The following is a 21,954-nucleotide window of genomic DNA, read 5'->3' on the forward strand; positions in this document are numbered from 1 at the left end:
GGCTCTCCTCAGTAATTTCCAACCTTGTCCTCGACCGCGTGTCCGCGCGCCGGGATAAGCATGTTTCGCTTGAAGGTGCAGACCATCGTCCCGTCCTGATTGTAGCCACGGGTCACGATGGTCACGATACCCTGTCCGGGCCGGGATTTGCTCTCGCGCTTTCCAAGCACTTCGCTCTCGCCATAGAGCGTGTCACCGGCAAATACGGGGGCCGTAAACTTCACCTCGTCCATTCCGAGGTTGGCGATGGCTTTCTGGCTGCAATCGGTAACGCTCATGCCAATAAGCAGGGCCAGCGTGTAGGGCGAGACGACGAGGTTTCGCTTGAACTCCGAAGCCTTAGCGAACTCCGCATCGAAGTGCATCGGGTGCGTGTTCATCGTCATCAGCGTGAACATGTGATTGTCGTATTCGGTCACGGTCTTTCCGGGCCGATGTTCGTAGATATGACCGGTCTCGAAGTCTTCGAAATACCGCCCGAATGTCTCGCGGAACCGGTTCGGCCCCACTTCCTTTACAGTGCCCGCCATTCAGCCTGCTCCTTGTTGTGCTTTGGAAAGTGTCCGCTCTGCTGCCAGCACGACCGGACGATCAATCAGTTTCCCGTCGAGCAGCACGGCGCCGCCCTCTGCCTTGCGAAACGCGTCCAGTACGCGGCTGGCGGCTTTCACGTCTTCGGCGGTCGGAGAAAATACCGTGTTCACAGTCTCGACCTGCGCCGGGTGAATGCAGGCTTTGCCGTCAAACCCGATGGCTTTGACACGCGCAGCTTCAGCGGCAAGCGCGTCCGCATCTCCGACATCCAGAAACGGGACATCAATGATCGCCTTGCCGGCGCTCGATGCCAGGCTGACGAGGCGCCCTCGCGCATAGGCAAGCGCTTCCCAGTCCAGACCGGTGCCGAGCTCTGCCGAAAAGTCTGCGCCGCCAAACAATAGCGAACTGACGGCCTCATGACGGGCAATCGCATAGGCGTTTTCGAGGCCCCTGCCCGTCTCAATGACCGGGACCAGGGCTTGCCCCAGCGCCCCCAGGGCTTCGCTCGCGATTTCAAGATCGACCTCATGCTCCACTTTCGGAACCATGATAGCCGCCGGGCTGGCAGTGGAAGCCGCAATAGCCGCGATGTCTGCACAGCCATAAAATGTTCGCGGCGAATTGATGCGCACCGCCAGCCGGCCCGTTTGAGCAGACCCTGACAGAACATCCACAACCGTTTGACGCGCAACGTCTTTTTCATCCGGAAGAACCGCGTCTTCAAGGTCGATAACGACAAGATCTGCCGCCGTCGCCAAGGCCTTTTCAAAGCGGTCCGGGCGTGAACCGGGGACAAAGAGGAGAGAGCGGATTGCCATGAAAGGCCTTTGCAAGAAAACTTTGTCCGGACAAATTAGTCCGGACAAAGTTCCGGGTCAATGTGCAACCCGTATCGATTTTCTGTATGACTGCTAATCAGGAAGTCGCTGGCGCGGCCGGTCCCGGCGGTCCAGCATCAGGCAGGAACGTTTTCCGCGAAATGCGCCGCAATCTGCTCACGGGTCGCGATCCAGACATTGCCACGCGATTTCACATAATCGAGAAAATCGCGAAACGCCCCTATCCGCCCAGGCCGACCGATAATTCTCAGATGCAGGCCGAGGCTCATCATCCGGGCGCCTTCGGTTTCGGCTTCTTCAAGCAGCCAGTCGAACGTCCTGCAGGCATAGTCCAGCCACATCGCCGGCGTGAAGGATGGGCTTAGCCAGAACTTCATGTCATTGGAATCGATCGCATAAGGCAGGATGACCATTGGCTTCCTGCTCCCGTCCGCCATGGCGACATGATCCCAATACGGAAAGTCATTGGAATAGTCGTCCATATGGTAGGTGTACCCCTCTTCCAGGAGCAGCCGCCGCGTTTCATCCGTGTGCAGGTACCGTGACAGCCAGCCGGCCGGCCGGCGCCCACAGGTCTGCTCGATGCTTGCAGTGCCCTTGCGGATGAATTCCCGCTCCGCCGCTTCATCCATGAAAGCCGTAAAGGCCCATTTGTAGCCGTGATTGCAGGGCTCGTCGCCGCGCTCGACAATCGCTTTCGCGAGCCAGGGGGCCTTTTCCAGCGCGAGTCCGCATACGGTCCATGTCGCAGGCATTCCCGCCGCCTCCAGCAGCCTCAGGACGCGCGGCGCGCCCTGATTGATGCCATAGGCATAATTGGTTTCGTTGCCATGCACGCGGATCGGCTTGCCCGGCACAGCGCCCAATTCGTCGACTGGCTCCGGGCGCTTGTCACCTTCATCGATCCGGCGCTCGGCGCCCTCCTCGACATTGACGACAATCGACAGGGCAAGCTTGGCGCCGCCGGGCCAGCTGAAACCCTCAGGTGCCGGCTCGTTAGGGGCCATCAGTGAGGCTCCTCGCCGCCGGACACATTCATGCTCTCGGCGGTCACATAGTTCGCTTCATCGGAACAGAGCCACGCCACGGCATTCGCCGTATCCGCAGGCAGACCCGGACGTCCCATCGGGATGCGCGCGGCCATCGCCTCAAGATAGGATTCCACAGACTCTGCGCCCGTAACCTTCGCAAAATACTCATTCTGCCAGGCGCCAAGCCCTGTGGTCACATGGTTCGGGCAGACATTGTTGACGGTGATCTTGTGGGCTCCGAGTTCAACCGCGGCCGAACGTACGAGCCCGACAAGCCCGTGCTTGGAGGAGGTGTAGGCCTGCGCATGCGGGAAACCGGACTTGGCCGCCTGGCTCGCAATGTTGACGATCCGACCGCCACGGTTCTGGTCCACCATGATTTCCGCCGCCGCTTTCACGCCGAAGAAAGCGCCGGTCAGATTGACGTCGATCACGGCTCGCCAGTCTTCCTCGGTGACCTCCAGAAGCGGCTTCATGATATAACCGATCCCGGCATTGTTCACCCAGATATCGAGGCCACCATGGGTCTCCTTGGAGTGGCGGGCGAGGTTACGCACTTCTTCGAGCGACCGCACATCGCAGGGGCAAGTTGAGACATCGACGCCAAGCGCCCTGATGTCATCCGCGATCGCTTCCATTTCTGCTGTCGATCCAGTGTGATCAGCTGTCGTGGCGGTGTCGCGCGGCTTGCCGACATCCGAGATCACAATATTCGCGCCATCCCTGGCGAGGCGCAGGGCGATCGCTTCGCCGAGGCCTCCCTTGCGGCCGGATCCGGTGATGACGGCAGTCTTTCCCGAGAGATTTCCCATGATAGCCCCCTAACCCAGCTTTTCGGTCAGGATGAAGGTGAGATCGCTCGCCATCGCCTGGAACTCACCAGCAATCTTCTGCATCGCTTCTGTGGCGGCCTCTTCGCCGAAGCGGTCCATGGCGTTCACATCAATGATCTCGATATACTGGTAAGGAGGCTTCTCGTCGGTCCCGAGTAACCCAGTCGACCGAAACACCTCGAAACGATCGACAGACTGCAGACCGTTCACGGTTGGAAGGTCAGTACCTTTTGCCCAAGCTTCATAATCCGAAACGCTGACATCCGGCTTCAGATTGAACAGAACGACAATTTTTGTACCCATAGGTCAGGACTCCATTTTCGCGTTTATTTGATATATTGTTATACCTTAATTGATCCATCAATAGCGGTATACAGCGCGGAGTCGACCCCAATCCGCCTAGCCCGGCAGAAGCTCGCTCCCGTCAGCTATCTGGCATTTCGACGACAAGGATGGTGCTGCTGGAATGAACTCGGCGGACCGGTTTCAGCTTCTGGTAGGCCTCGCAATTCCAGAGCGCTTCGATGTCGGACTTCGCAGGGAATTTCGAAACGACAACGCTGGTCTTGGCGTCAACGAATCCCTCCAGGCAGACCAGTTCCGGCGCGCGGACCACATATTCCCCACCATGTTGCGCGACAAGCTTGGCTGTCGGCACGGCATAGTCAGAGATAAAGGTCTCGCGGTCTCCCTGCAGCTTGCTGAGAACGATCATGTAGGCCGCCATTCATGCACCTCCTTAAATTGAAGTCTTGATCAAAATCATGTGTTTCAGAAAACCGCGTCGAGCCCACCGTCGATGGGGAGGACGACGCCGTTGACGTAGCTGGCCTGATCACTGAGCAGCCACGTAACCGCTTCGGCCACTTCCGTGCCTTGTCCGATGCGGCGAAGGGGAACCTTCTGAGAGAGCGTATCGGCCTGATCGCCCAGCTTGCTCATCCAGGCCTCGGTCCCGACATAGCCGGGCGCTATGGCATTCACGCGAACCCCCGATGGTCCGGCTTCAACCGCCGCAACTCTGGCGAGCATGATGGCCGCCGATTTCGCCGCGCTGTAAACGCCGATACCCGGCACACCCCTTACACCGGAGAGCGCCGCATTGACGACAATCGCCCCGCCGCCAGCCGCTTTCATCAGAGGGATTTGCGCGCGCAAGGCATGATAGACCCCGCCGGCATTCAGACGAAAGGCATCCTCGAAACCCGAAGGGTCACTCGCTTCGATAGCGCCGAAGCCCAATATCTTGCCGGCATTGTTGAACGCCATATCGAGACGCCCGAAACGCTCGCCAATCGTCGCATGAAGGGCGTCGACAGACTCTGCGGACGTGACATCGACGGCCAGCGCGGTCGCCTCGCCACCGCTGCCCCGGATAAAATCAGCGCTTGCCTGGCATGCCTCGATATCGCGCGAACTGACAATGACATGCGCTCCGCGAGAGGCCAGCATCGCAGCCGTGTCGCGGCCCATGCCCCGGCTTGCCCCTATGACGAGCGCGATCCGTCCTGAAAGAGGAGCGCTCAAGCCGGCGCCTGCTCGAAGAATTCGAACATTTCCTCATTTGGCCCGATGGCCAGCATGACACGCTTCGTCTCACCGGCAAGCTCGACCTCGCAGGGCTCTGTGACAACCTCATAGCCCCGCTCTGCGATGCGCGCATGCAACGCGTCGAGGTCATCGGTCTCATGCGTCAGCAGGCAAAAGCCGAGATGTCCCGGCCGCATGCGGCCTTTCAGCCGGCGCGTACTCGCGCCGAGAAAATGGATGACAAGAATCTTGCCGCTCGCTTCGCCTTTACCTGCATAGACAAGCCAGCGGATCTCGGTGCCCTTTGGCGTGCCGGTCAGCTCGTTCACCTTGTCGACGAATGCTTTCGGCGTTTCGCTTTCCACGACACATTCGAGGCCAAGCGTTTCTTCATAGAATGCCCGCGTCTTCTCGAGACTCTCGCCAACGACAGAGACGGTCGCAACTTCGCTGAAAGGGCCATCCGGCGAGCCGGGCCGCAAATGGTCTTCAGGATGAACATGCCCCACCATGAGGAGCAGCGGAACGCCGTCCGGCCCCCAGAAAATGAACTCCTCGCTCACCAGGTCGCCAAGCTCGTGAAGCACCGGCTCGGACCGGGTTTCGTAACCGGCCTCCCGGATCATGTCATAGATGGGCCGGATCGGGTCGGCGACATAGAAGTCGATGGCCTTGCACCCGATATCGGCAGCGCCGTCATGTGGCGCGGGGCCAGAATGAATTCGAACCTTCTGAGTGGGCGTCGGCGTACACGCGACCAACCTCAAACGTCCGACGGGATATCCTTTGCAAGACAGGTCAACCATTCGCGCCTGGGTGTCGGCAGGAAGCTTCCAGGCCGCTTTCAGGGAAGGCGAAACTTCATGATCACCCTCCACCCGGAACTCCATCCGATCACGGAACAAAGTAAGTGCGGCATCCATGTCGCTTACACCGATCATGATATGCGTGCTCGCCGATACGTTTGGCAAAGGACCTCTCCCCAACAGGTAAAAAGAAAAAGACCTGCGCAGCCCGGAGAGCTGCGCAGGTCACGATGGTAGAAGGGCCTTAGAAAGTGCCCCAGATGCGAAGGTTTACGCGGCGAGGCTGACCAGGGAACAGCGAGAGGAAGTTCGCCGTAATGGTTTCCTGCTCGGTCAGGTTGGTGCCTTGCAGATCGATACCCCAATCACCGCTCTCATGAGTATAGCCGAGCGTGAGATCGACATAGTTCTCTTCCGGCGCGCGGGCCGTGTTGAGCGTCGAGACGTAATACGGCTCGTTGTGGCGATAAGCGATCGTGGTGCGGACATCGCCGCTGAGCGCGTTGACCGGTGCTTCGTAGGTCAGTCCGCCTGCCAACTGGAAGTCTGGCGTACGAACGGGCTCGATGTCGGTGGTCACCTGCAAATTGTCCGGCACACCTGGCGTTGGAACCACGGACGCGTATTTGCCGTCCATGATCGCGCCGTTCAGGAAGCCCGACAGGTTGTTCGAGAACACATAGGCAGTCTCGAACTCGAACCCGGAGGCTTCAAGCTCGCCTGCGTTCCGCGCAAGGCTCACAATCGCCGTCTCGCCGGGCAGGATAACCCCGGACGTGATCTGAAGGTCTTCGGTGTTGGTGTAGTACAGGTTGCCGTTGAGCCGCAGGCGGCGGTTCAGCAGTTCCGACTTCACGCCGAGCTCGTAGGACCAGGTTTGCTCTGGATCGAACGGCAGGACGCGGTTCGGTGCCGGCGCATTGCCGTTCCAGCCACCGGACTTGAAGCCATTCGTCGCCGAGGCGAAGATCATGACGTCGTCGGTTGGCGAATAGGTCAGAGCGATCCGCGGCGTGATGCGGTATTCCTTCAACTCAACAGGGATACCCGCATCAATCACGTCTTGCGTGGTAAAGCCCAGCCCATCGACGCGCTTCGAACCGAAGAAATCGAGGTTCTTCTTCTCGTAAGTGTAGCGCGCGCCAAGTGTCAGCGTCAGCTGATCGGTGAAGTCGAAGTCACCCTGCAGATAGGCGGCCGCCGTGCTGACATCGTGGTCGAACTGGTTAGACGTCAGGTAGGCATAACCATCGGCCGTCGCATTCGCACCGAAAGCGTTAGTGTCGTAATAGGTCGACTCATTGAGGTAAAAGAGACCCGCCACGTAGCGCAGACGGCCGTTCATCAGTGAGTCATCCCACTTCAGCTCAACCGATTCCTGCTCGTTGGTGGTATTATCAGCAAGCGTATAGCCCGTGTACTGATTGATCGAGCTGCCGCTATACTGGTTGATATAGCCCTGATCGAACGACCGGCGGCCGAAGATCAGCTCAAGCGTACCCGTGTCCGTTGCCTCATAGGCAATCTTGCCGTTCAGGCCGAACGTTTCGGTGAGCGCACAATTGCCCTGCTCCTGCGTCAGAAGGATGTTAACGACATCTCCGTCGCAATCGGTCTGCGGCAGACCATTGAGCGTCGAATAGAAGTGCGGCGTGGTGGTCGTCTCGAATTTGTCGGACGGCGTCGGCGCGGCATAAACACCGAGATAAGTGCCGGTATCAGAGAAGAATTCCGCCGCCACATCAACAGTCAACCGGTCATTTGGCAGGAAGCGAAGATCGCCGCGCACACCGTAATTCTCGGCACCATTGAGCATCTCGTTGGTGGTCTGGCTCTTCAGATAGCCATCATCGCGCAGATAGTAGCCCGCAATCTTTGTAAGGACCGTATCGGACACCGGAGCGTCGAGAACGCCCTTCACAAGATAGCGATCATAAGACCCGACGGAGGCTTCGTATTTTCCGCCAAACTCGTCGCTCGGCTTTGCCATGATGACATTGACCGCGCCGCCCGTGGTGTTCCGGCCGAACAGTGTTCCCTGCGGCCCGCGAAGAACTTCGACGCGCTCGGTGTCGAGGAAGGCATAGTTGTTGGCGTTCTGGCGCGCGATGTAGATCTCGTCCACATAGCTACCAACTGGCGGATCGAAGGTCGCAACAGACTGGGAGTTGCCGAGACCGCGGATCCAGTAGGAGTTAGCCGAAGCCAGGCCGGCATTGTGGGAGGCGATCATGGAGGGCACGTACTGGGCGAGCTCCATTGTGTCGTTCAGGTTAAGGTCGTTGATAACCTCGCCGGTGAAAGCGGTAACCGGCACAGGCGCATCCTGCAGGCTGACCTGCCGACGCTCAGCCGTCACGATCACTGTCTCCAGCGACGCCACTTCATCTTCTTCGACCGCTTCAATATCGGTCGATTCCTGGGCAACCGCAGTCCCCAGACTGGACAGCGCCACAACGCTTGTTGCTGTCGTAAGGAAGAAATTCCTCAGCTTCATTGAATGTCTCATGGACGAGTACCCCTTCTTCAATTTGCAAAGACAACAAAAAGCCGATGCCGCAGCATTGAACTCCTTTTTGTCATATATCCATAACAATTAAGGTCGACCGAGCTGTCAAGCATCCAGATTAAGATTTATCGTAAATTGCTCGTTTTGTACCATGTGCATGACAATTAAGCAGCAGTTTTGCCGAGCGTGCCCGCGAATTGTGCGGACTCCTGCGAACGATCGAAGTCGGGATAGCGCCCCAGGAGCATTAGCAACGCTCCACCGACCATGACAATCAGGGCTCCCGCCGTCAGAGGAAACGTGTATCCGCCAACCGTATCGTAGATGTGGCCGTAAACCACCGGCCCCAGCCCGCCACCCAGTGCGATTACGGTATAGAAGCAGCCATAGATCAGCCCGTACTGGCGTTGACCAAAATAGCGGCTGACAAGATAGGCCAGCAGGTCAAACTCAAAGCCGGCGCCAAATCCGATTCCCGCCACAGCAAGGAAAGCCGCGGTCGAGCCGAGATCATCCATGGAGAGCATCCAGCATCCGAAGGCAGGAATCATGAGGATGAAAAATGCGATCAGCGGCGCCCATGCCTTGTCCAGAAGCCAGCCGCCGATCAGACGTCCAGCAATGACAGCCAGGCCAAAACTCGCCGTGATCGTACCGATCTGACCGAGCGAGAACTCCTTGGTCCGCAGAATGTTTTCCAGGTTCGGCGTCGGCGCCGTGAGAGAGAACGCGATAAGAAGAAAGGCGACCACCAGGATCCAGAAATTCTTCTGATGCATGGCCTCTTTCAGGGAATAACCAGCACTGGCAGCGGGGGCTGGCTGATCGTCGTCCTCTTCTATGGCGGGCACGACAGGCTCGCCGGAGGCGCTACGCTCCCTGAGAAAGAGCAGCACGACCGGAATGCCGATAAGTATCGGGAGCATCCCGATTGCGGCAAATGCTATCCGCCAGCCAAATTCGGTGATGAGCCAGGCCGTGAAGGGCTTGATGAGAAAGCCGGTGATGCCAGTACCAGCGCTGGCCAGGCCAAGGGCCAGGCCCTTGTGACGATCAAACCAGCCATTCACCACATAGGTCCAGGTCGCCGACAGCGTGCCTGCACCAAGCACGGACATCACCACCCACTGAGCATAGAAAACCGTTAGGGATCCGCCGTTGAGAGACAGACTCATAAAGCAAAGCCCAAAACAGAAAAGCGATACCGTTGCGACTCGGCGCGCCCCGAACCTGTCAACGGCATAGCCCGCAAACGGGCTGACCAGCATGACGACGATGGACTGCACCGCGATGCTTCCCATCATGGCCGAAAAGCTCCAGCCGAAGGCATCCGACAATTCCGGCGCGAACATCCCGATCGTATAGAAAGGGATCGGGCTCAGCCCGACAGAGACGCCAACCATGGCAGCGACGACGACCAGCCATGCTCGTACTGTATTGCTATCAAAAGCGGCGGAAGACGGTATTTTTTCAGAAATGACTTTATCCTCGGACTAGACACGCCGCGTCATATGCAGCACCAATGGTTATATAGATATACCATAAAAAAGCCCGAGACCAGTCTGGCCGGGATTTGGATCTGGAAACTGTGAGCATAATGACATGAGTGCGAATTCCTTGAGCGCCGCAGCCCATTTTAAAGACACGCGACGCGCATTTGTCTGCATTGAATCACAGTGCATCCATTATCGGGTCCACGGTCAGGGCCCCGTCGTCGTCATGCTTCATGACTCACCGCGCTCCTCCCGCCTTCACTTGCCGACGATGAAGGATCTGGCTCGGGACTTCACCGTCGTTGCGCTCGACACGCCGGGATACGGCAACTCCGATCCGCTTGACCTTGAACAGCCTGAGATCGAAGATTTCGCTGATGCACTCGCGAAGGTTCTCAGCGAGCTGGGCCTTGAGACGGCGCCGCTTTATGCCACCCATACAAGCGCAAAGATCGCAATTGACTACGCTGCACGCTTTGCCAGGCCTGCGAGACTGATCCTCGACGGATTGTCCATCCCTGAGACTCCTACACCAGCGGAATTCATTACGGCCTATATGCGCCCCTTCCGTCTGGATGACGACGGGGCTTTCATCGCGCGCGAATGGGTTCGCATACGAGACATGTTGCGCTGGTTTCCGTGGTTTTCGAAACAGGCTGGCAATCGGATGCCGCTCGAAGTGACACCGGAGTGGATCGAAGCCTACACCGCTGACCTCTTTGCGGCCGGCCCGCACTACTCTGACGCTTATGCGGCCGCCATGCGGTACGATCCGAAACCGGCACTGGCGAATGTCTCGGTACGGACAATGATTGGTGCGAGAGCAGATGACGTGCTGCATGACAGCCTGCAGCGGGTTCCTGTGGATCAGAATTCCTGCCTCGCCACCGCATCATTACCGGCCAATCGAGACGCGTGGCTCGACTGGCTCGTCGCCGAATTCAAGACTGGATGCGAAGCGGCCTCCACACCCCCGTTCACTCCAGGTCCGGCCAGTGGTGCCAAGCAATACGTCGACACGCCAACGGGTCAGATGTTTGTTCGCCAGTATGGTCGCCCATCGCAAGGCACAGTTCTGATCCTAGACACGCCGACACTCCTTCAAGGACAGGCCTGGGCAAAGGCTCTTGAGAGCGACTTCCATGTCCTTCTTCCAGAGCTGCCCGGCTTCGGAAATTCGGATGCCGTGGAGGCTCTCTCACCTGACGAAATCACCAAGGCCATGGCCTGCGTGATTGAGACCCTTGCGGACAAGGAGGTGCACCTTCTTGCAACGGGATTCGCCGCGCCATTGGCCATGCAGCTTGCGGCGAAAATGCCAGACCGCGTGTCGAAGCTTGTCATCGACGGCGCCGCCAGCATCAGCGCTTTTCCCGAGAGTTCCGCCCTCCGCGACCTCACACCGCGACTTTCCTTCAATTATGCCGGCACACATCTGCATGAAATCTGGCATATGCTGCGCGATAATCAGGCAAGCTGGCCCTGGTATGACCGCAGCAACAGCGCGCACCGCAAAATCGAGCCGCTTCTCGAGGCGGACGCCCTCTATGACAGCTTCATGGGGATCCTCATGCAGCCGGCCCATTATGGCGATGCGGTTGTCGCGAGCCGACAGGCTGCCGAAGAGTTGCAGCCGCAAAACCTCTCACAGGAAACCTTGTTCCTGACCCTGGAAGGCGACCCGGCCTATGCCGGGACGCAAGACACCGCCAGCCAGGTTCCTCACGCGCATGTGCGCGCACGTCCAGCGGATATGTCCGCAGCGGGCTCCCTCATACGGGAGTTTCTCACCTGTAAACCCGGCACCTTGAGCGCCGACACCTCTATCAAGCTGGAGTCCTAGGTCATGTCCGATATCGATCAGCCCATCGCCGCCAACGAGACCACCGGAACGACCACGGATCCGGCTGCGAAGGTGACCTGGCCGCCGCAGCGCTATGCCTGGTATGTCGTCGCCCTGCTGACACTGGCCTACGCGCTCGCCATTCTGGACCGGGTCGCAATCGCGCTCCTGATCGAGCCGCTCGAAGAGTCCCTCCACATCACCGACACCCAATTCGGCCTGCTGCAGGGCATGGCGTTCAGCATGTTCTACAGCGTGCTGGGCTTGCCTATCGGCATGCTCTGCGACCGGACACGCCGCACCCCGATCCTGACGGCAGGGGTCGCACTGTGGAGTCTGGCCACCATGGGGTGCTCGCTGGCATCCACTTTCGAGGAACTCTTCATCGCCCGGATCCTTGTGGGTGTTGGCGAAGCCGCGCTCGTGCCGGCCGCCGCATCGATCATTGCAGACCTTTTTCCTCCGACCACCCGGCCAAAAGCCTATGGCGTCTTCGTTTCGGGGACCTCTCTCGGCACGGCAGCCGCCCTGATACTGAGCGGTCTCTTCCTGCACTGGTCGAACGGTCTCATCGAAACCATGCCGCATCTCGTCGGCGGCTTTCAGAACTGGCAGCTCGTCTTCATCATGTGCGGAATACCCGGCCTGTTTCTGGCGCTGATCATGCTGGTGTCCATGCGCGAACCAAAACGGCAGGGCATCGACCAGCCGACTACCGAATTCAGTCTCAAACCGATCCTCAAACTCTTCGGCGAGCGCCCCCTCGCCTATGGGTCGTTGATCGTGGGAACGGTTCTCAACCTCGTCTGCGTCTATGCCATCATTGGATGGGTTCCGGCACTCTTCATACGCGCGCATGAGTGGCCCGCCGCGACCGCCGGACAGGTTCTGGGTGTCGTTGGCGTCCCGATTAGCATGTTTGCGGCAGCGAATAGCGGCTGGGTGATCTCCCAGCTGACCAAGCGCGGGCACTCAGACGCCGCAATGCTCGCGGCGGGGGCCACCGGCGTGTCGATGATGGTCTTTGGGACAGGACTCTCGCTCGCGCCGACAGGTATACTGGCGCTCGTGTTCTACGGGCTGAATGCATTCTTCACCAACTGGAACATTTCAGCCGTTTATTCGGGCGTCGCCCAGATCACACCGAACCAGCTGCGCGGCCAGGTCATGGCCGTCCACACAATCGTGTCCAGCCTCATTGCGATGAGCGCCGGCAACTTCATCGTCGGATTTCTGACCGACAATCTGTTCACCGCCACTGATGGCATTTCCTACGCCCTGGCGATCGTCTTCCTGACCTGCGGAGCCGGCTCAGCACTCTTGCTGATGATCGGCCGTGGGGCTTTCCGGAGAGCGGCCGCCGCAAACCTGAAAAGGCTTGATCCCGATGTCTGATTCTTCTGTCTCCGACCCTGCAACCCAAGCATCCACCGCCGATGGGAAGCTCGAACGCGATCTTCTGGCGCTGCTTGGTTCCGACGGCTGTATTGCCGACGATGAAACGCTGACCCTGCACTCGGCCGATCTGCTGGAGGCTGCCGGCCGCTGCCGGGCCGTCATCCGCCCAGCCGACAAGGATGAACTTGCCAAGGCTGTCAGCCTGATCTCCAAAGCTGGTGTCGCCATGGCACCGCGCGGCGGCGGGCTGACCTATGTCCGCGGTTACACGATGCCTGAAGACGGCTTCATCTCGGTTGATTTGAGCCGGATGAACCGGATCCTCGAAATCAGCGAACGCGACATGTACATCACGGTTGAGCCGGGCGTGACCTGGCGCCAGATTTACCTCGCCCTCAAACCGATGGGCCTTCGCCTGCCCTTCTTCGGAACCTTTTCAGGACGCGGCGCCACAGTGGGTGGCGGTCTCTCGAATGGCGCCCTCTTCCTTGGGACAGCGCGTTATGGCTCGGCCGCCGAGATCGTGCTCGGCCTGCAGGTTGTGACCGGTGAAGGCGATCTCGTTCGCACCGGCCAGCTCGCCGTGAAGAATGCCAAGACGCCTTTTTTCCGGACATTTGGGCCCGACATGACCGGCGTCTTCGTCCACGACGCAGGCGCGCTGGGCATCAAGGCGCAAGCGACGCTCCGCCTGATCCGCCAGCCAGAGGTCACGGAATTTCTCTCCTTCGGCTTCCGCGACCGCGCCGCGGCCGTCGAAGCCTTGTCCGAGGTTGGGCGCAGCGAGATTGCTGAAGAAGCCTATGTCATGGACCCCGACAAGACCAAGGCGTCCCTCACCGCCGATACCGATCTGGTCCGCGACGCCAAGATGCTGGCCAAGGTCGTGCGTCAGGAAAAGAACATCCTGCGCGGCATGAAAGCGGGCGCCAAACTCGCAGCTTCAGGACGGAATATCGTCGAGGATGGCTGCCATTCCCTGCACCTTGTCCTCTCGGGACGCGGCCGTGCCGCCGTCGAACAGGACATGGAAACGGCCCGCAAGATTGTCGAGAAGCTGGGCGGCGAAGAGCTGCCGGACTCGATCCCGCGCGCTGGACGGGCAGACCTCTTCCCACCGCTCGATTCGGTCGTGGGCCCCGATGCCGACCGCTGGGTCGCTCTGAATGCGAAGATCGCCCACAGCGAGGCTTCCGCCCTCGTCGACGCAGTCGAGAGCTGCATAGACGGCTACATGCCAGACTTTGAAAAGCATGGCGTTGTCGTGTCTCGCCTGCTGACCGTCATCTGCAATCATGCCTTCAGCTACGAACCGGTCTTCAACTGGTGCGATTCCTGGTTGCCGATGCACAAGGCGACCCTGCCGGCCGAAGCCCTCCGCAAACTCACCGAGCCCGAGCCGAATCCGGAAGCGCGCGCTCTGGTGATGAAAGCGCGCCAGGATATCGTCGATATCTTCCGTGATTTCGGCGCCGCCTCGAACCAGATCGGGCGAACATATCCTTACGCTGAAATCCTCCATCCGGAATCGCGCAAGCTGCTCGAAGACGTCAAGTCCGCTGTGGATCCGAAACGCCTGCTCAATCCAGGCGCCATCGGTCTCAACTGAGGAGCCCCCAATGGCGCGTCCCCATATCGAATTTGTCCAGACTCAGAACGTAGACTGGGAGCCGGCTGAAGCCGGGGCATCCCGGAAGATCCTCAATGCCGACCCGGGCAGTAGCGAGGCAACGCTGCTGATCCGCTATCCGGTTGGCTATAGCGCCCCCGCCAGTTCCGCCGAAATGCCGGCAGAGGAGTACTTCGTCCTCGAGGGGGATATCACCATTGGCGGACGCCAATGCGGGCGCCATGCCTATGGCTTCATCCCCGGCGGGTCGCGGACGCCTGCACAGTCCAGTGCAGGCGGAGCGACTGTTCTGGTTTTCCGCTATGCGGAAGACGACCCAGACAGTCTGGCAGGCACAGCGGACCCAGTCGCAATCGATACCCCGGCCATGCCGTGGGATGTTTCGACTTACGATCCGAAACTCACTCATCTGAGGCTCGCGCGGAAAGTCCTTCGGCTTGGTCCCAACAATAGCTGCCGCACCTTCCTCCTCGCCGGCATGCCGCATGGCGTCCCGCCCGAGACCGAACTTCCTGCGGAAACCCATGATCATTGCGAGGAGATGTTCATGATCAGCGGCTCGATGTGGGCGCCTGAAGGTCTGATGCAGCCGGGCGCCTATTTCTTCCGCCCCCCTCATATCGTGCACGGACCGCATGTCTCGGAATTCGGGTTCTTTCAGATCATGCGTTCGCCGATGACCAATGCGATCGTGACGAACTGGTCGGATGAGATGCGCCCGCTACCAATCGGTGCGCCCTACTCGCCAGTCATGCCTGAGGGAACGCCGCAATCCTGGGCCCGCCCATGGCAGGGTGAGCCGGGTCTTTAACTCGCCGACTTCCCACAGTCTGGCATCAAAAAAAGGGCCGCATCCCGTGCGGCCCTTTGCTTATTGGCTTATCATTAGGCCGATTGCAGCCTAGCTGCGTGTCAGTTCGACCAGCTCATACCAGGTCATCATGTAGCCATCCACGCCGCCTTTGAGGAAAATGGCGTCCTCATCAGCCGTGACCCAGCAATTATACTCCGGATGAGCCTCGCCATTCGCCGCAACCATGCCGCCGCTCTCATCGGTGAACCGGTAGTGATAGGCGTCGAATGTACCCGCCTTTACCGTGACCTTTTCCTCGCCAACGAAAATCAGCTCGATATTGGTCTCCGCGATAACCGGCGGCGTCGCCCCGCGATGGTCTGGTGACGGAAGGAACGTGCGCAGTTTGTGGGTATGCGGTCCTTTGGAACGATCGACCTTCTTGGTGATATAGGCGTCACCGGAGATCGGATGCGTACCGAACCCGTCATAAGGACCATTCACCGGCATGCGCTGCGACATGCGCCCGATGGACGGGCCATAGCTCTCGCATTCGATATGGTCTTCGAGCATGCGGAACCAGCCCGATCCCATAAACTCATCGCCGATGGTCAGGCGGACGAAACAGTCCATGGGGTCGTCATTCGCGTCGACGCTGTAGATAATGTCGCGATGCACGGACGGATCTGGATCTTCCAGTTCGCAGCGTGCGCGAAGCGTGCGTTTTCCGTCGGAGTGGACCGTCCAGTTGAAATATTCGCGTCCGCGCTCTTCGCCTTCCCGGCCGGGTTTGCGCGAGGTGTATAGGATCTTCCCGTCAATTGTCCTGTGTTTCATCTAGCACTCCTTTTCAAATCGTTTCGTGAAATCAAAGCGGCATCGCAATGCCGAAATAGCTGGCCGCTAGAACCGCGACCCAGATCGCCAGAACGGCCGGGCGGGTTCGTGAGATGACGCCGGCAATCGCTGCGTCGGACTGCGGGCTGGGACCATCTGTTTTCATGCTGACGATTGCCGGTCCGAGCGGCGCAAGAAGCATGCGGATGAAAAGGCCCAGGCAGATGCAGATGCCAAGCGCGATCAGTTTCAGGGCAATGAAGAGCGGAATGTCGATCAGCCCGGCCAGTGACGCGATCGCAGTCCCGAACGTGCCCACAATAACCACATAGCGGATCGCGAGATCGGTAGGCCGGGTCCAGCTTGAGCCGCCGCCATGGCTGAGATGAACCGCCCAGGCAAGCGCAAGCCAGACAAGAGCAACCACCCACACAAGGGCGACCAGGAGCGGTGAAACCGCAAGCCAGCCTTTTGTCGCCGCCAGCGTGAACCCCGTTGGCAAGGCCAGGATCAGCGCCGTGCGGGGCGCCATGTCGATATCGTTCAGTATTTTGAGCGCGAGCATCCGTTCCGGGACCGTGCGTTTCGGATCGACCATGAAGCTGGAGCCGTAAAAGGCGCCAAGATCGCCGCCGAGCCAGTAGACCGGGATCAGGATGTGCAGCAGGGTCAGAAGGGCAATCGTCATGCGCCTGCCCCCTCTGCTGAGGCGATGAAGTCGGTCATGGCTGACCGGCGCGTCGCGGCAAAATCTTCGTCGTCGAAACGCGGCAGCGCCGTGAACCGGCCCCCCTTCAGCTTCTCAGCAATATCCCGCGAAGTATCGAAGAGCGGATCATTCTCGCCTGCAATGATCAGCCCGGGAACCTCGACAAGCGGCAGGCGCTCCGCCGCGTTCCAGCGAAACGCCGCGCGGTAATTCTTGTAATAGGTCTCATTCGCCTTCAGCACTTCCAGCACCCAGGCACGAATATCCTCCGCGCTGCCGAGACCGTTGTCGCGGCGGTTCGCGCGCGTTCGCTTGAACCAGGGAAAGAAGAGATACTGGTCACGGCAGAACTGGAAGATCTTTGCCAGATAGGCCCCTTCCCGGTCGGCCGGGAACGGATGAGCATAATGCTCAAGCAGGTCCTCAAGCTCCTCCGGCGTCAGCACCATCACGCCGTCAAGAATGACGCTGCGGACCCGGTCGGGCGCCAGGATGGCGAGCTCGGCAGCGACTGTACCGCCCGTATGCGACCCATAGACGTCCACCGACTCCAGCTCCATCGCATCGAGAAATCCGAGCATGGCAGCAGCAAGATCGGTGATTTCAGGCGCTTCCAGCGGCAAGGCATCGCTATCGCCATTGCCCGGCGTATCAGGCGCAATGATGCGGCCCTCTCCGGCAAAACTGTCGATCATGGGAACCAGCTGACGCGAGCTGCCAGGCGAAGCGTGCAGGAAGAGAAGAGGACGCCCCTCACCGGAAGTGCGGTAGTGCATCTGGCCGTGCGCAACATCAACGAAGCCGCGCCGGATTGGCTCGGAATGTGTCAAAGGAAAAGCTCCCTTCCAGGCTTATATTCAGGCGGTCCGCTCGATAACTTCGAGCAGCGCACCATCAGGACATTTGAGAAGACCGACGCGCTTGCCGGCGTAGAGCGCTCCCTCGCGCACGACAGGCTCGCTCACCCAGTGACCGGCCAGCTTGTCGAAATTCGGAAACTCTATCGTGGTGATCGCGACGCCCGGCGGCAGTGTGCCATCATGGCGGTCCCGCGGCGTCACCTGCTCAGGGTACTGATCAAGCTCGAGGAAGACTTCGCCCTTCCACTTCGCCGTGACCAGTTCGACTTTCTGGCCCGCCGGCAGGTCGAAGGCCTGGGAGATCATTGTGTATTCGATGGCGACCGGGTCGATCATCTCGAAGCCGAAAACCTCGTCCACCCATGCGATTGTCCGCTTCAGATCACTGCAGGCGAGCACCATAATGAAGGGCCGGTCGACCAGGGATTGGGGAACCGGAAGGCCGTTCGCCGGCCCGTCCACCCGGATCTCCGTCAGGAACAGGACCTCATTATCGGGCCCGCGAACCTGCATCGGCTTCACCGTCGGAAAGCCATCCAGTGGTTTGGGCGGTCCAATAATTTCAAAGGGCGAGCGCTCCATGCGCGCATTCACCTCTTCCACATCCTGGACGCAGATTTCCGTGGCGGCCCAGCCGAGCGTGCTGATTGGCACGTAGGAGGCCACAGGATCCCCTTGTACCAGGCGGATGAAGACCTGCTGACCGGATGCGGGCTGCATGATGACATATGGCCGACCCGCACTACCCGGCGTGCCCCAGCTATCCGCGAGATCGGAAGGGACTTCGCCGCGTTCGACGACACTGTAATCAAACCATGTCTCGTACCGGTCGGCTGTGGCCGATACGTCTTTCACCGTCAGTGTCGCGCATTTCAGCAAAGTCATATGTGCGTAAACCTTTTCTCGCTCGAAAATCTGCTACGCTCATTTGATATAGATATATAACTTATTTGCAAGTCGATCCTTTTCAGGAGGCCTGGAAATATAACCAGGGCCTCGACTGGCTGTGTTCTGACCGGAATTGTTTGATTTCATCCATCGACTTGCGGGTAAGCTCGATCAGGTCGAGCGCTTCCATCAGCATGGTGCGCGCCTCGGCCTCGAGGTCGAAAGGCAGTGTGTGATCACCAGCCCTGACTTCCATCGCCTCCAGATCGATCTCGAACGTTTCGCCTTGCCTTGCCAGCAGAGCCAGTGCTTCGACATCTGCGGAATCCAGTGCGATTGGGGCAATGCCGTTGCGGATACAATTGCTACGGAAGATCGGCGCGAATGAGGGGGCGATGATCGCCCGGAACCCGTACTCCGCCAGCGCCCAAACCGCATGCTCGCGGCTGGAGCCGCATCCGAAATTCTGTCCCGCGACGAGAATCTCTGCTCCCTCATACGCTTTCTGGTTCAGCACAAAGTCGGGATCGGGCTCACGGGACCGAATATTCTTGTACCGCCAACCGGCAAACAGGCCGTCGGCGAGCCCGGATTTCGACACCGAACGCATTTCCCGCGAAGGGATGATCGCATCCGTGTCGATATTCTCCCGCATCAAGGGCGCAGCCTTGGCGGTCAGTCGGATCAGCGGCTTCATGCGGACGGCTCCAGTGCGGCAGGACTTGAGATCCGGCCGACGATGGCCGAGGCGGCAACCGTCTCAGGCGAAGCAATATGCGTCCGGGTGTTTGGCCCCTGCCGGCTTTCAAAGTTACGGTTCGTAGAACTGATAACGCGCTCGTCCGGCCCGAAGCTCTCGCCACCCGCAAAGAAGCACATCGAACAGCCCGATTCGCGCCATTCGAACCCCGCTTCCCGAAACACCCGGTCCAGACCCTCGGCTTCGGCAGCCAGCTTCACCTGCGTCGATCCAGGCACACAGATGGCACGCACGCCCTCCGCCACCTTGCGTCCGTCCAGGATACGCGCCGCGCGTCGAAGGTCGGACAGGCGGCTATTCGTACATGACCCGATGAAAGCGCCATCGATGGCCAGCCCACCCAGTTCGTCAGTCGACTCGAGCCCCATATAGGTGATCGCCCGGTCATAGGTCTCACGGCTGTCGCCCAGCCCCAACTTTTCATAAGTCGGCACACTCTCCCCGATTGCCAGGGCATGTTGAGGGCTGTTTCCCCACGTCACCATTGGGGCAAGCTTGCTGGCATCGACCACATGCTCAATGTCAAAGTCCGCCGCGTCATCGCTCTTCAGCGAGAGCCAGTACTCGCTCGCCTGCTCCCACATTGCCCCCTCGGGCGCGAACGGGCGTCCACGCAGATAGTCGAGCGTCTTCTCGTCGGGAGCAATGATTGCCGTGACGGCGGAGAGCTCGGTCGCCATATTACAGAGCGTCATGCGAGCTTCCATGTCTAGCGCCCGCACGGCCTCGCCCGAGAATTCGACGATATGGCCCTTAGCGCCGCCGGAGCCGAGCTCGCGAATGATGTGGAGCGCGAGGTCTTTCGCCGTCACATAAGGCGGCAGGGCCCCGTCGACCCGGATGCGCATGTCCTTCGGCCGCTTCATTCGCAGGGTCGCCGTGGCGAGGACATGCTCGGCTTCAGTCGAGCCGATGCCCCAGGCGAGTGCGCCGAACGCGCCCTGCGTACACGTATGGCTGTCCGGGCAGACCAGCGTGGCGCCCGGCAGCACGATGCCCTGTTCAGGCGAAACGACGTGAACAATACCTTGGCGCGGATCATCAAGATCGAAAAGCGTGATCCCGTAATGGGCCGCTTCCTCACGGAAAATCTGGAGAAACGCCTTTCCCGTCGGCATCAGCGTGTCATCGGTACGTCCCGGAAAGGTGTCCACGATATGATCCATCGTCGCAAACACATTGGACGGCGCAAGCACATCGCGGCCGCTTTCACGCAAGCTCCTGAGGGCCACGCCTCCCGTCCGCTCGTGCAGAAACAAACGGTCGATCGCAAGCAGCTCGGTCTCTTCATTTAATCGCGTCACGACATGCTCGTTCCAGATCTTGCTGGCGAGCGTGCCGGACGGCGGGGGAGGAAAGGATCGGGTCATTTTTTCAGTTATTCGTATTCATCAGGCGATGCCTCGCGAATGCCGCGCTTCTCAGCCGGCAACGTCGCCTGGGCCGGCCTCCTGGACCACCTTTAAGCGGCCAAGTTCTTCTATACGGTCATCGCTCAGTCCCAGCTCCCTGAGCACGGACACAGTATGCGCCCCCGCATTGGGAAGGTCGAGCCTGACACCTGGAAGCTTGCCATTCATCTCAACCGGGAGTGCCGGCAGCCGAATACCGTTTCCGCCTGGCAGCGTCAGATCGACCAGCCCGCCGCCGGCATTGAGATGCTCGTCGTCGAAGAGATCCTCTGGCCGCGCGATCGGCGCGAATGCGACCCCCGCTTCCGCGAGCTTTTTCAGAAGGTCATCGCGCTCAAAGGAGGAAAATAGCGCCCGTATTTGCGGGATCAGTTCATCACGGGCAAGCACCCTGTCATTATTGGCCGCATAGGCAGGATTGGCTGCAAGCGCATCAAGGCCGAACGTCTTGGTGAAGGACTTCCACTGGGAATCGCTGACGACACCCACAAAGATCTGCTCATCCTCGGTCGCCGTTTCAAAGACGTCATAGATTGCCCAGGCCGAAGACCGCTCCGGCATCGGTTTTGGGGCAACACCCGTAACCGCCATCTGCGCCATGTGTTGGCCGACAAGGAACGCCGTCGTCTCAAACAGGGAGGATCGGACTGTGCAGCCACCGCCGCCGCTGCGCTCACGCCGGAAAAGGGCTGCGAGAATTCCGATGACACCGAACATGCCGCCGGTCACGTCAATTACCGATGCCCCGGCCCTGAGGGGGCGCCCGGGCGGTCCGGTCATGTAGGCCAGCCCGCCCATCATTTGCGCAACCTCATCAAGAGCCGCGCGCGATTCGTACGGTCCCGAAAGAAACCCTTTGGCCGAGAAATAAATCAGGTCCGGATTACTCTTTTCAAAAGCGCTGGGCCCAAGCCCCAGTTTTTCGAGCGCGCCGGGACGGAAATTCTCAAGAAGGACATCAGCGCCATTCACCAGATCAGTTGCGATCTGCAGGCCATCCTCTGACTTCAGGTCCAGGGCAATACTGCGCTTGTTGCGGTTAAACATTGGGAAGTAGCCCGCGCCGGAGCCCAGCAGCCGGCGGGTCTGATCGCCGCCGATTGGCTCTACCTTTATTACTTCAGCCCCCAGGTCAGCCAGAATCACGCCTGTCGCAGGCCCCATGACCATGTGGCTGAATTCGATCACGCGAATGCCTGCGAGCGGAAGCTCACCAGAAACAGTATCAACACTCATTCAGAAAAAA

The 21,954-nt window shown here is 59.6% G+C and carries 21 protein-coding genes; 4 read left to right on the forward strand and 17 right to left on the reverse strand.

The features are described 5' to 3' along the window. Positions 1-8: 8 nt before the first annotated feature. From WNY37_RS15000 to WNY37_RS15045, 10 genes are all read right to left on the reverse strand, one after another. A complete protein-coding gene (locus WNY37_RS15000) occupies positions 9-530 on the reverse strand; it encodes a MaoC family dehydratase (protein WP_342974206.1) in 522 nt (173 codons plus the stop codon). Beyond that, on the reverse strand, positions 531-1,355 hold the full coding sequence (locus WNY37_RS15005) for a CoA ester lyase (protein ID WP_342974207.1): 825 nt from the start codon (positions 1,353-1,355) through the stop codon (positions 531-533). A 137-nt stretch (positions 1,356-1,492) separates the two neighbouring features. Further along, positions 1,493-2,383, reverse strand: coding sequence for a polysaccharide deacetylase family protein (locus WNY37_RS15010; RefSeq protein ID WP_342974208.1), 891 nt, complete (start codon positions 2,381-2,383; stop codon positions 1,493-1,495). Continuing rightward, positions 2,383-3,219, reverse strand: a complete 837-nt coding sequence (locus tag WNY37_RS15015) for an SDR family NAD(P)-dependent oxidoreductase (RefSeq protein ID WP_342974209.1) — start codon at positions 3,217-3,219, stop codon at positions 2,383-2,385. Before WNY37_RS15015 ends, WNY37_RS15010 begins: the two co-directional genes overlap by 1 nt. Positions 3,220-3,228: 9 nt before the next feature. Further along, on the reverse strand, positions 3,229-3,543 hold the full coding sequence (locus tag WNY37_RS15020; RefSeq protein ID WP_342974210.1) for an REDY-like protein HapK: 315 nt from the start codon (positions 3,541-3,543) through the stop codon (positions 3,229-3,231). A gap of 121 nt (positions 3,544-3,664) precedes the next feature. After that, a complete protein-coding gene (locus WNY37_RS15025) occupies positions 3,665-3,967 on the reverse strand; it encodes a DUF1330 domain-containing protein (protein ID WP_342974211.1) in 303 nt (100 codons plus the stop codon). A 44-nt stretch (positions 3,968-4,011) separates the two neighbouring features. Further along, entirely contained in the window at positions 4,012-4,767 is a 756-nt protein-coding gene (locus WNY37_RS15030) for an SDR family NAD(P)-dependent oxidoreductase (protein WP_342974212.1), read from the reverse strand. Further along, positions 4,764-5,741, reverse strand: coding sequence for a VOC family protein (locus WNY37_RS15035; RefSeq protein ID WP_342974213.1), 978 nt, complete (start codon positions 5,739-5,741; stop codon positions 4,764-4,766). The genes WNY37_RS15030 and WNY37_RS15035 overlap by 4 nt, the downstream gene beginning before the upstream one ends. A gap of 79 nt (positions 5,742-5,820) precedes the next feature. Continuing rightward, positions 5,821-8,073 carry a TonB-dependent receptor gene (locus WNY37_RS15040; protein ID WP_342974214.1) on the reverse strand — a complete coding sequence of 751 codons (2,253 nt, stop codon included), beginning with the start codon at positions 8,071-8,073 and terminating at the stop codon, positions 5,821-5,823. A gap of 176 nt (positions 8,074-8,249) precedes the next feature. Next, positions 8,250-9,488 carry an MFS transporter gene (locus WNY37_RS15045; protein WP_342974215.1) on the reverse strand — a complete coding sequence of 413 codons (1,239 nt, stop codon included), beginning with the start codon at positions 9,486-9,488 and terminating at the stop codon, positions 8,250-8,252. Positions 9,489-9,687: 199 nt separating this feature from the next. On the opposite strand from WNY37_RS15045, the gene WNY37_RS15050 reads away from it, so the two are divergent. The 4 genes from WNY37_RS15050 to WNY37_RS15065 are packed head-to-tail and all read left to right on the forward strand — an operon-like array spanning position 9,688 to position 15,260. Further along, positions 9,688-11,421 (forward strand): alpha/beta fold hydrolase, encoded by a 1,734-nt coding sequence (locus WNY37_RS15050; protein ID WP_342974216.1) that lies wholly within the window; start codon positions 9,688-9,690, stop codon positions 11,419-11,421. 3 nt (positions 11,422-11,424) lie between these two features. After that, the gene (locus tag WNY37_RS15055; protein WP_342974217.1) at positions 11,425-12,816 is read left to right on the forward strand and encodes an MFS transporter; all 1,392 of its coding nucleotides are present in this window, start codon (positions 11,425-11,427) and stop codon (positions 12,814-12,816) included. Next, positions 12,809-14,428, forward strand: coding sequence for an FAD-binding oxidoreductase (locus tag WNY37_RS15060; protein WP_342974218.1), 1,620 nt, complete (start codon positions 12,809-12,811; stop codon positions 14,426-14,428). The genes WNY37_RS15055 and WNY37_RS15060 overlap by 8 nt, the downstream gene beginning before the upstream one ends. 10 nt (positions 14,429-14,438) lie before the next feature. Beyond that, entirely contained in the window at positions 14,439-15,260 is an 822-nt protein-coding gene (locus tag WNY37_RS15065) for a DUF4437 domain-containing protein (RefSeq protein ID WP_342974219.1), read from the forward strand. A gap of 90 nt (positions 15,261-15,350) precedes the next feature. Here the strand turns inward: WNY37_RS15065 and WNY37_RS15070 are convergent, their stop codons facing one another. The 7 genes from WNY37_RS15070 to WNY37_RS15100 all read right to left on the reverse strand — a co-directional run bounded on the left by WNY37_RS15070 (position 15,351) and on the right by WNY37_RS15100 (position 21,944). Continuing rightward, complete coding sequence (locus WNY37_RS15070) at positions 15,351-16,079, reverse strand: hypothetical protein (RefSeq protein WP_342974220.1); 729 nt, start codon at positions 16,077-16,079, stop codon at positions 15,351-15,353. 31 nt (positions 16,080-16,110) lie between these two features. Then, entirely contained in the window at positions 16,111-16,767 is a 657-nt protein-coding gene (locus tag WNY37_RS15075) for a hypothetical protein (RefSeq protein WP_342974221.1), read from the reverse strand. Beyond that, positions 16,764-17,618 (reverse strand): alpha/beta hydrolase, encoded by an 855-nt coding sequence (locus WNY37_RS15080; protein ID WP_342974222.1) that lies wholly within the window; start codon positions 17,616-17,618, stop codon positions 16,764-16,766. The genes WNY37_RS15075 and WNY37_RS15080 overlap by 4 nt, the downstream gene beginning before the upstream one ends. A 27-nt stretch (positions 17,619-17,645) precedes the next feature. After that, entirely contained in the window at positions 17,646-18,533 is an 888-nt protein-coding gene (locus WNY37_RS15085; RefSeq protein ID WP_342974223.1) for a VOC family protein, read from the reverse strand. 82 nt (positions 18,534-18,615) lie between these two features. Further along, positions 18,616-19,233, reverse strand: a complete 618-nt coding sequence (gene leuD / locus WNY37_RS15090; protein ID WP_342974224.1) for a 3-isopropylmalate dehydratase small subunit — start codon at positions 19,231-19,233, stop codon at positions 18,616-18,618. Next, positions 19,230-20,666, reverse strand: a complete 1,437-nt coding sequence (locus tag WNY37_RS15095) for a 3-isopropylmalate dehydratase large subunit (protein WP_342974225.1) — start codon at positions 20,664-20,666, stop codon at positions 19,230-19,232. The genes leuD and WNY37_RS15095 overlap by 4 nt, the downstream gene beginning before the upstream one ends. A gap of 51 nt (positions 20,667-20,717) precedes the next feature. Beyond that, a complete protein-coding gene (locus WNY37_RS15100; protein WP_342974226.1) occupies positions 20,718-21,944 on the reverse strand; it encodes a CoA transferase in 1,227 nt (408 codons plus the stop codon). Positions 21,945-21,954 lie beyond the last annotated feature (10 nt).

Source organism: Henriciella sp. AS95 (assembly GCF_038900055.1).
Lineage (GTDB): Bacteria > Pseudomonadota > Alphaproteobacteria > Caulobacterales > Hyphomonadaceae > Henriciella.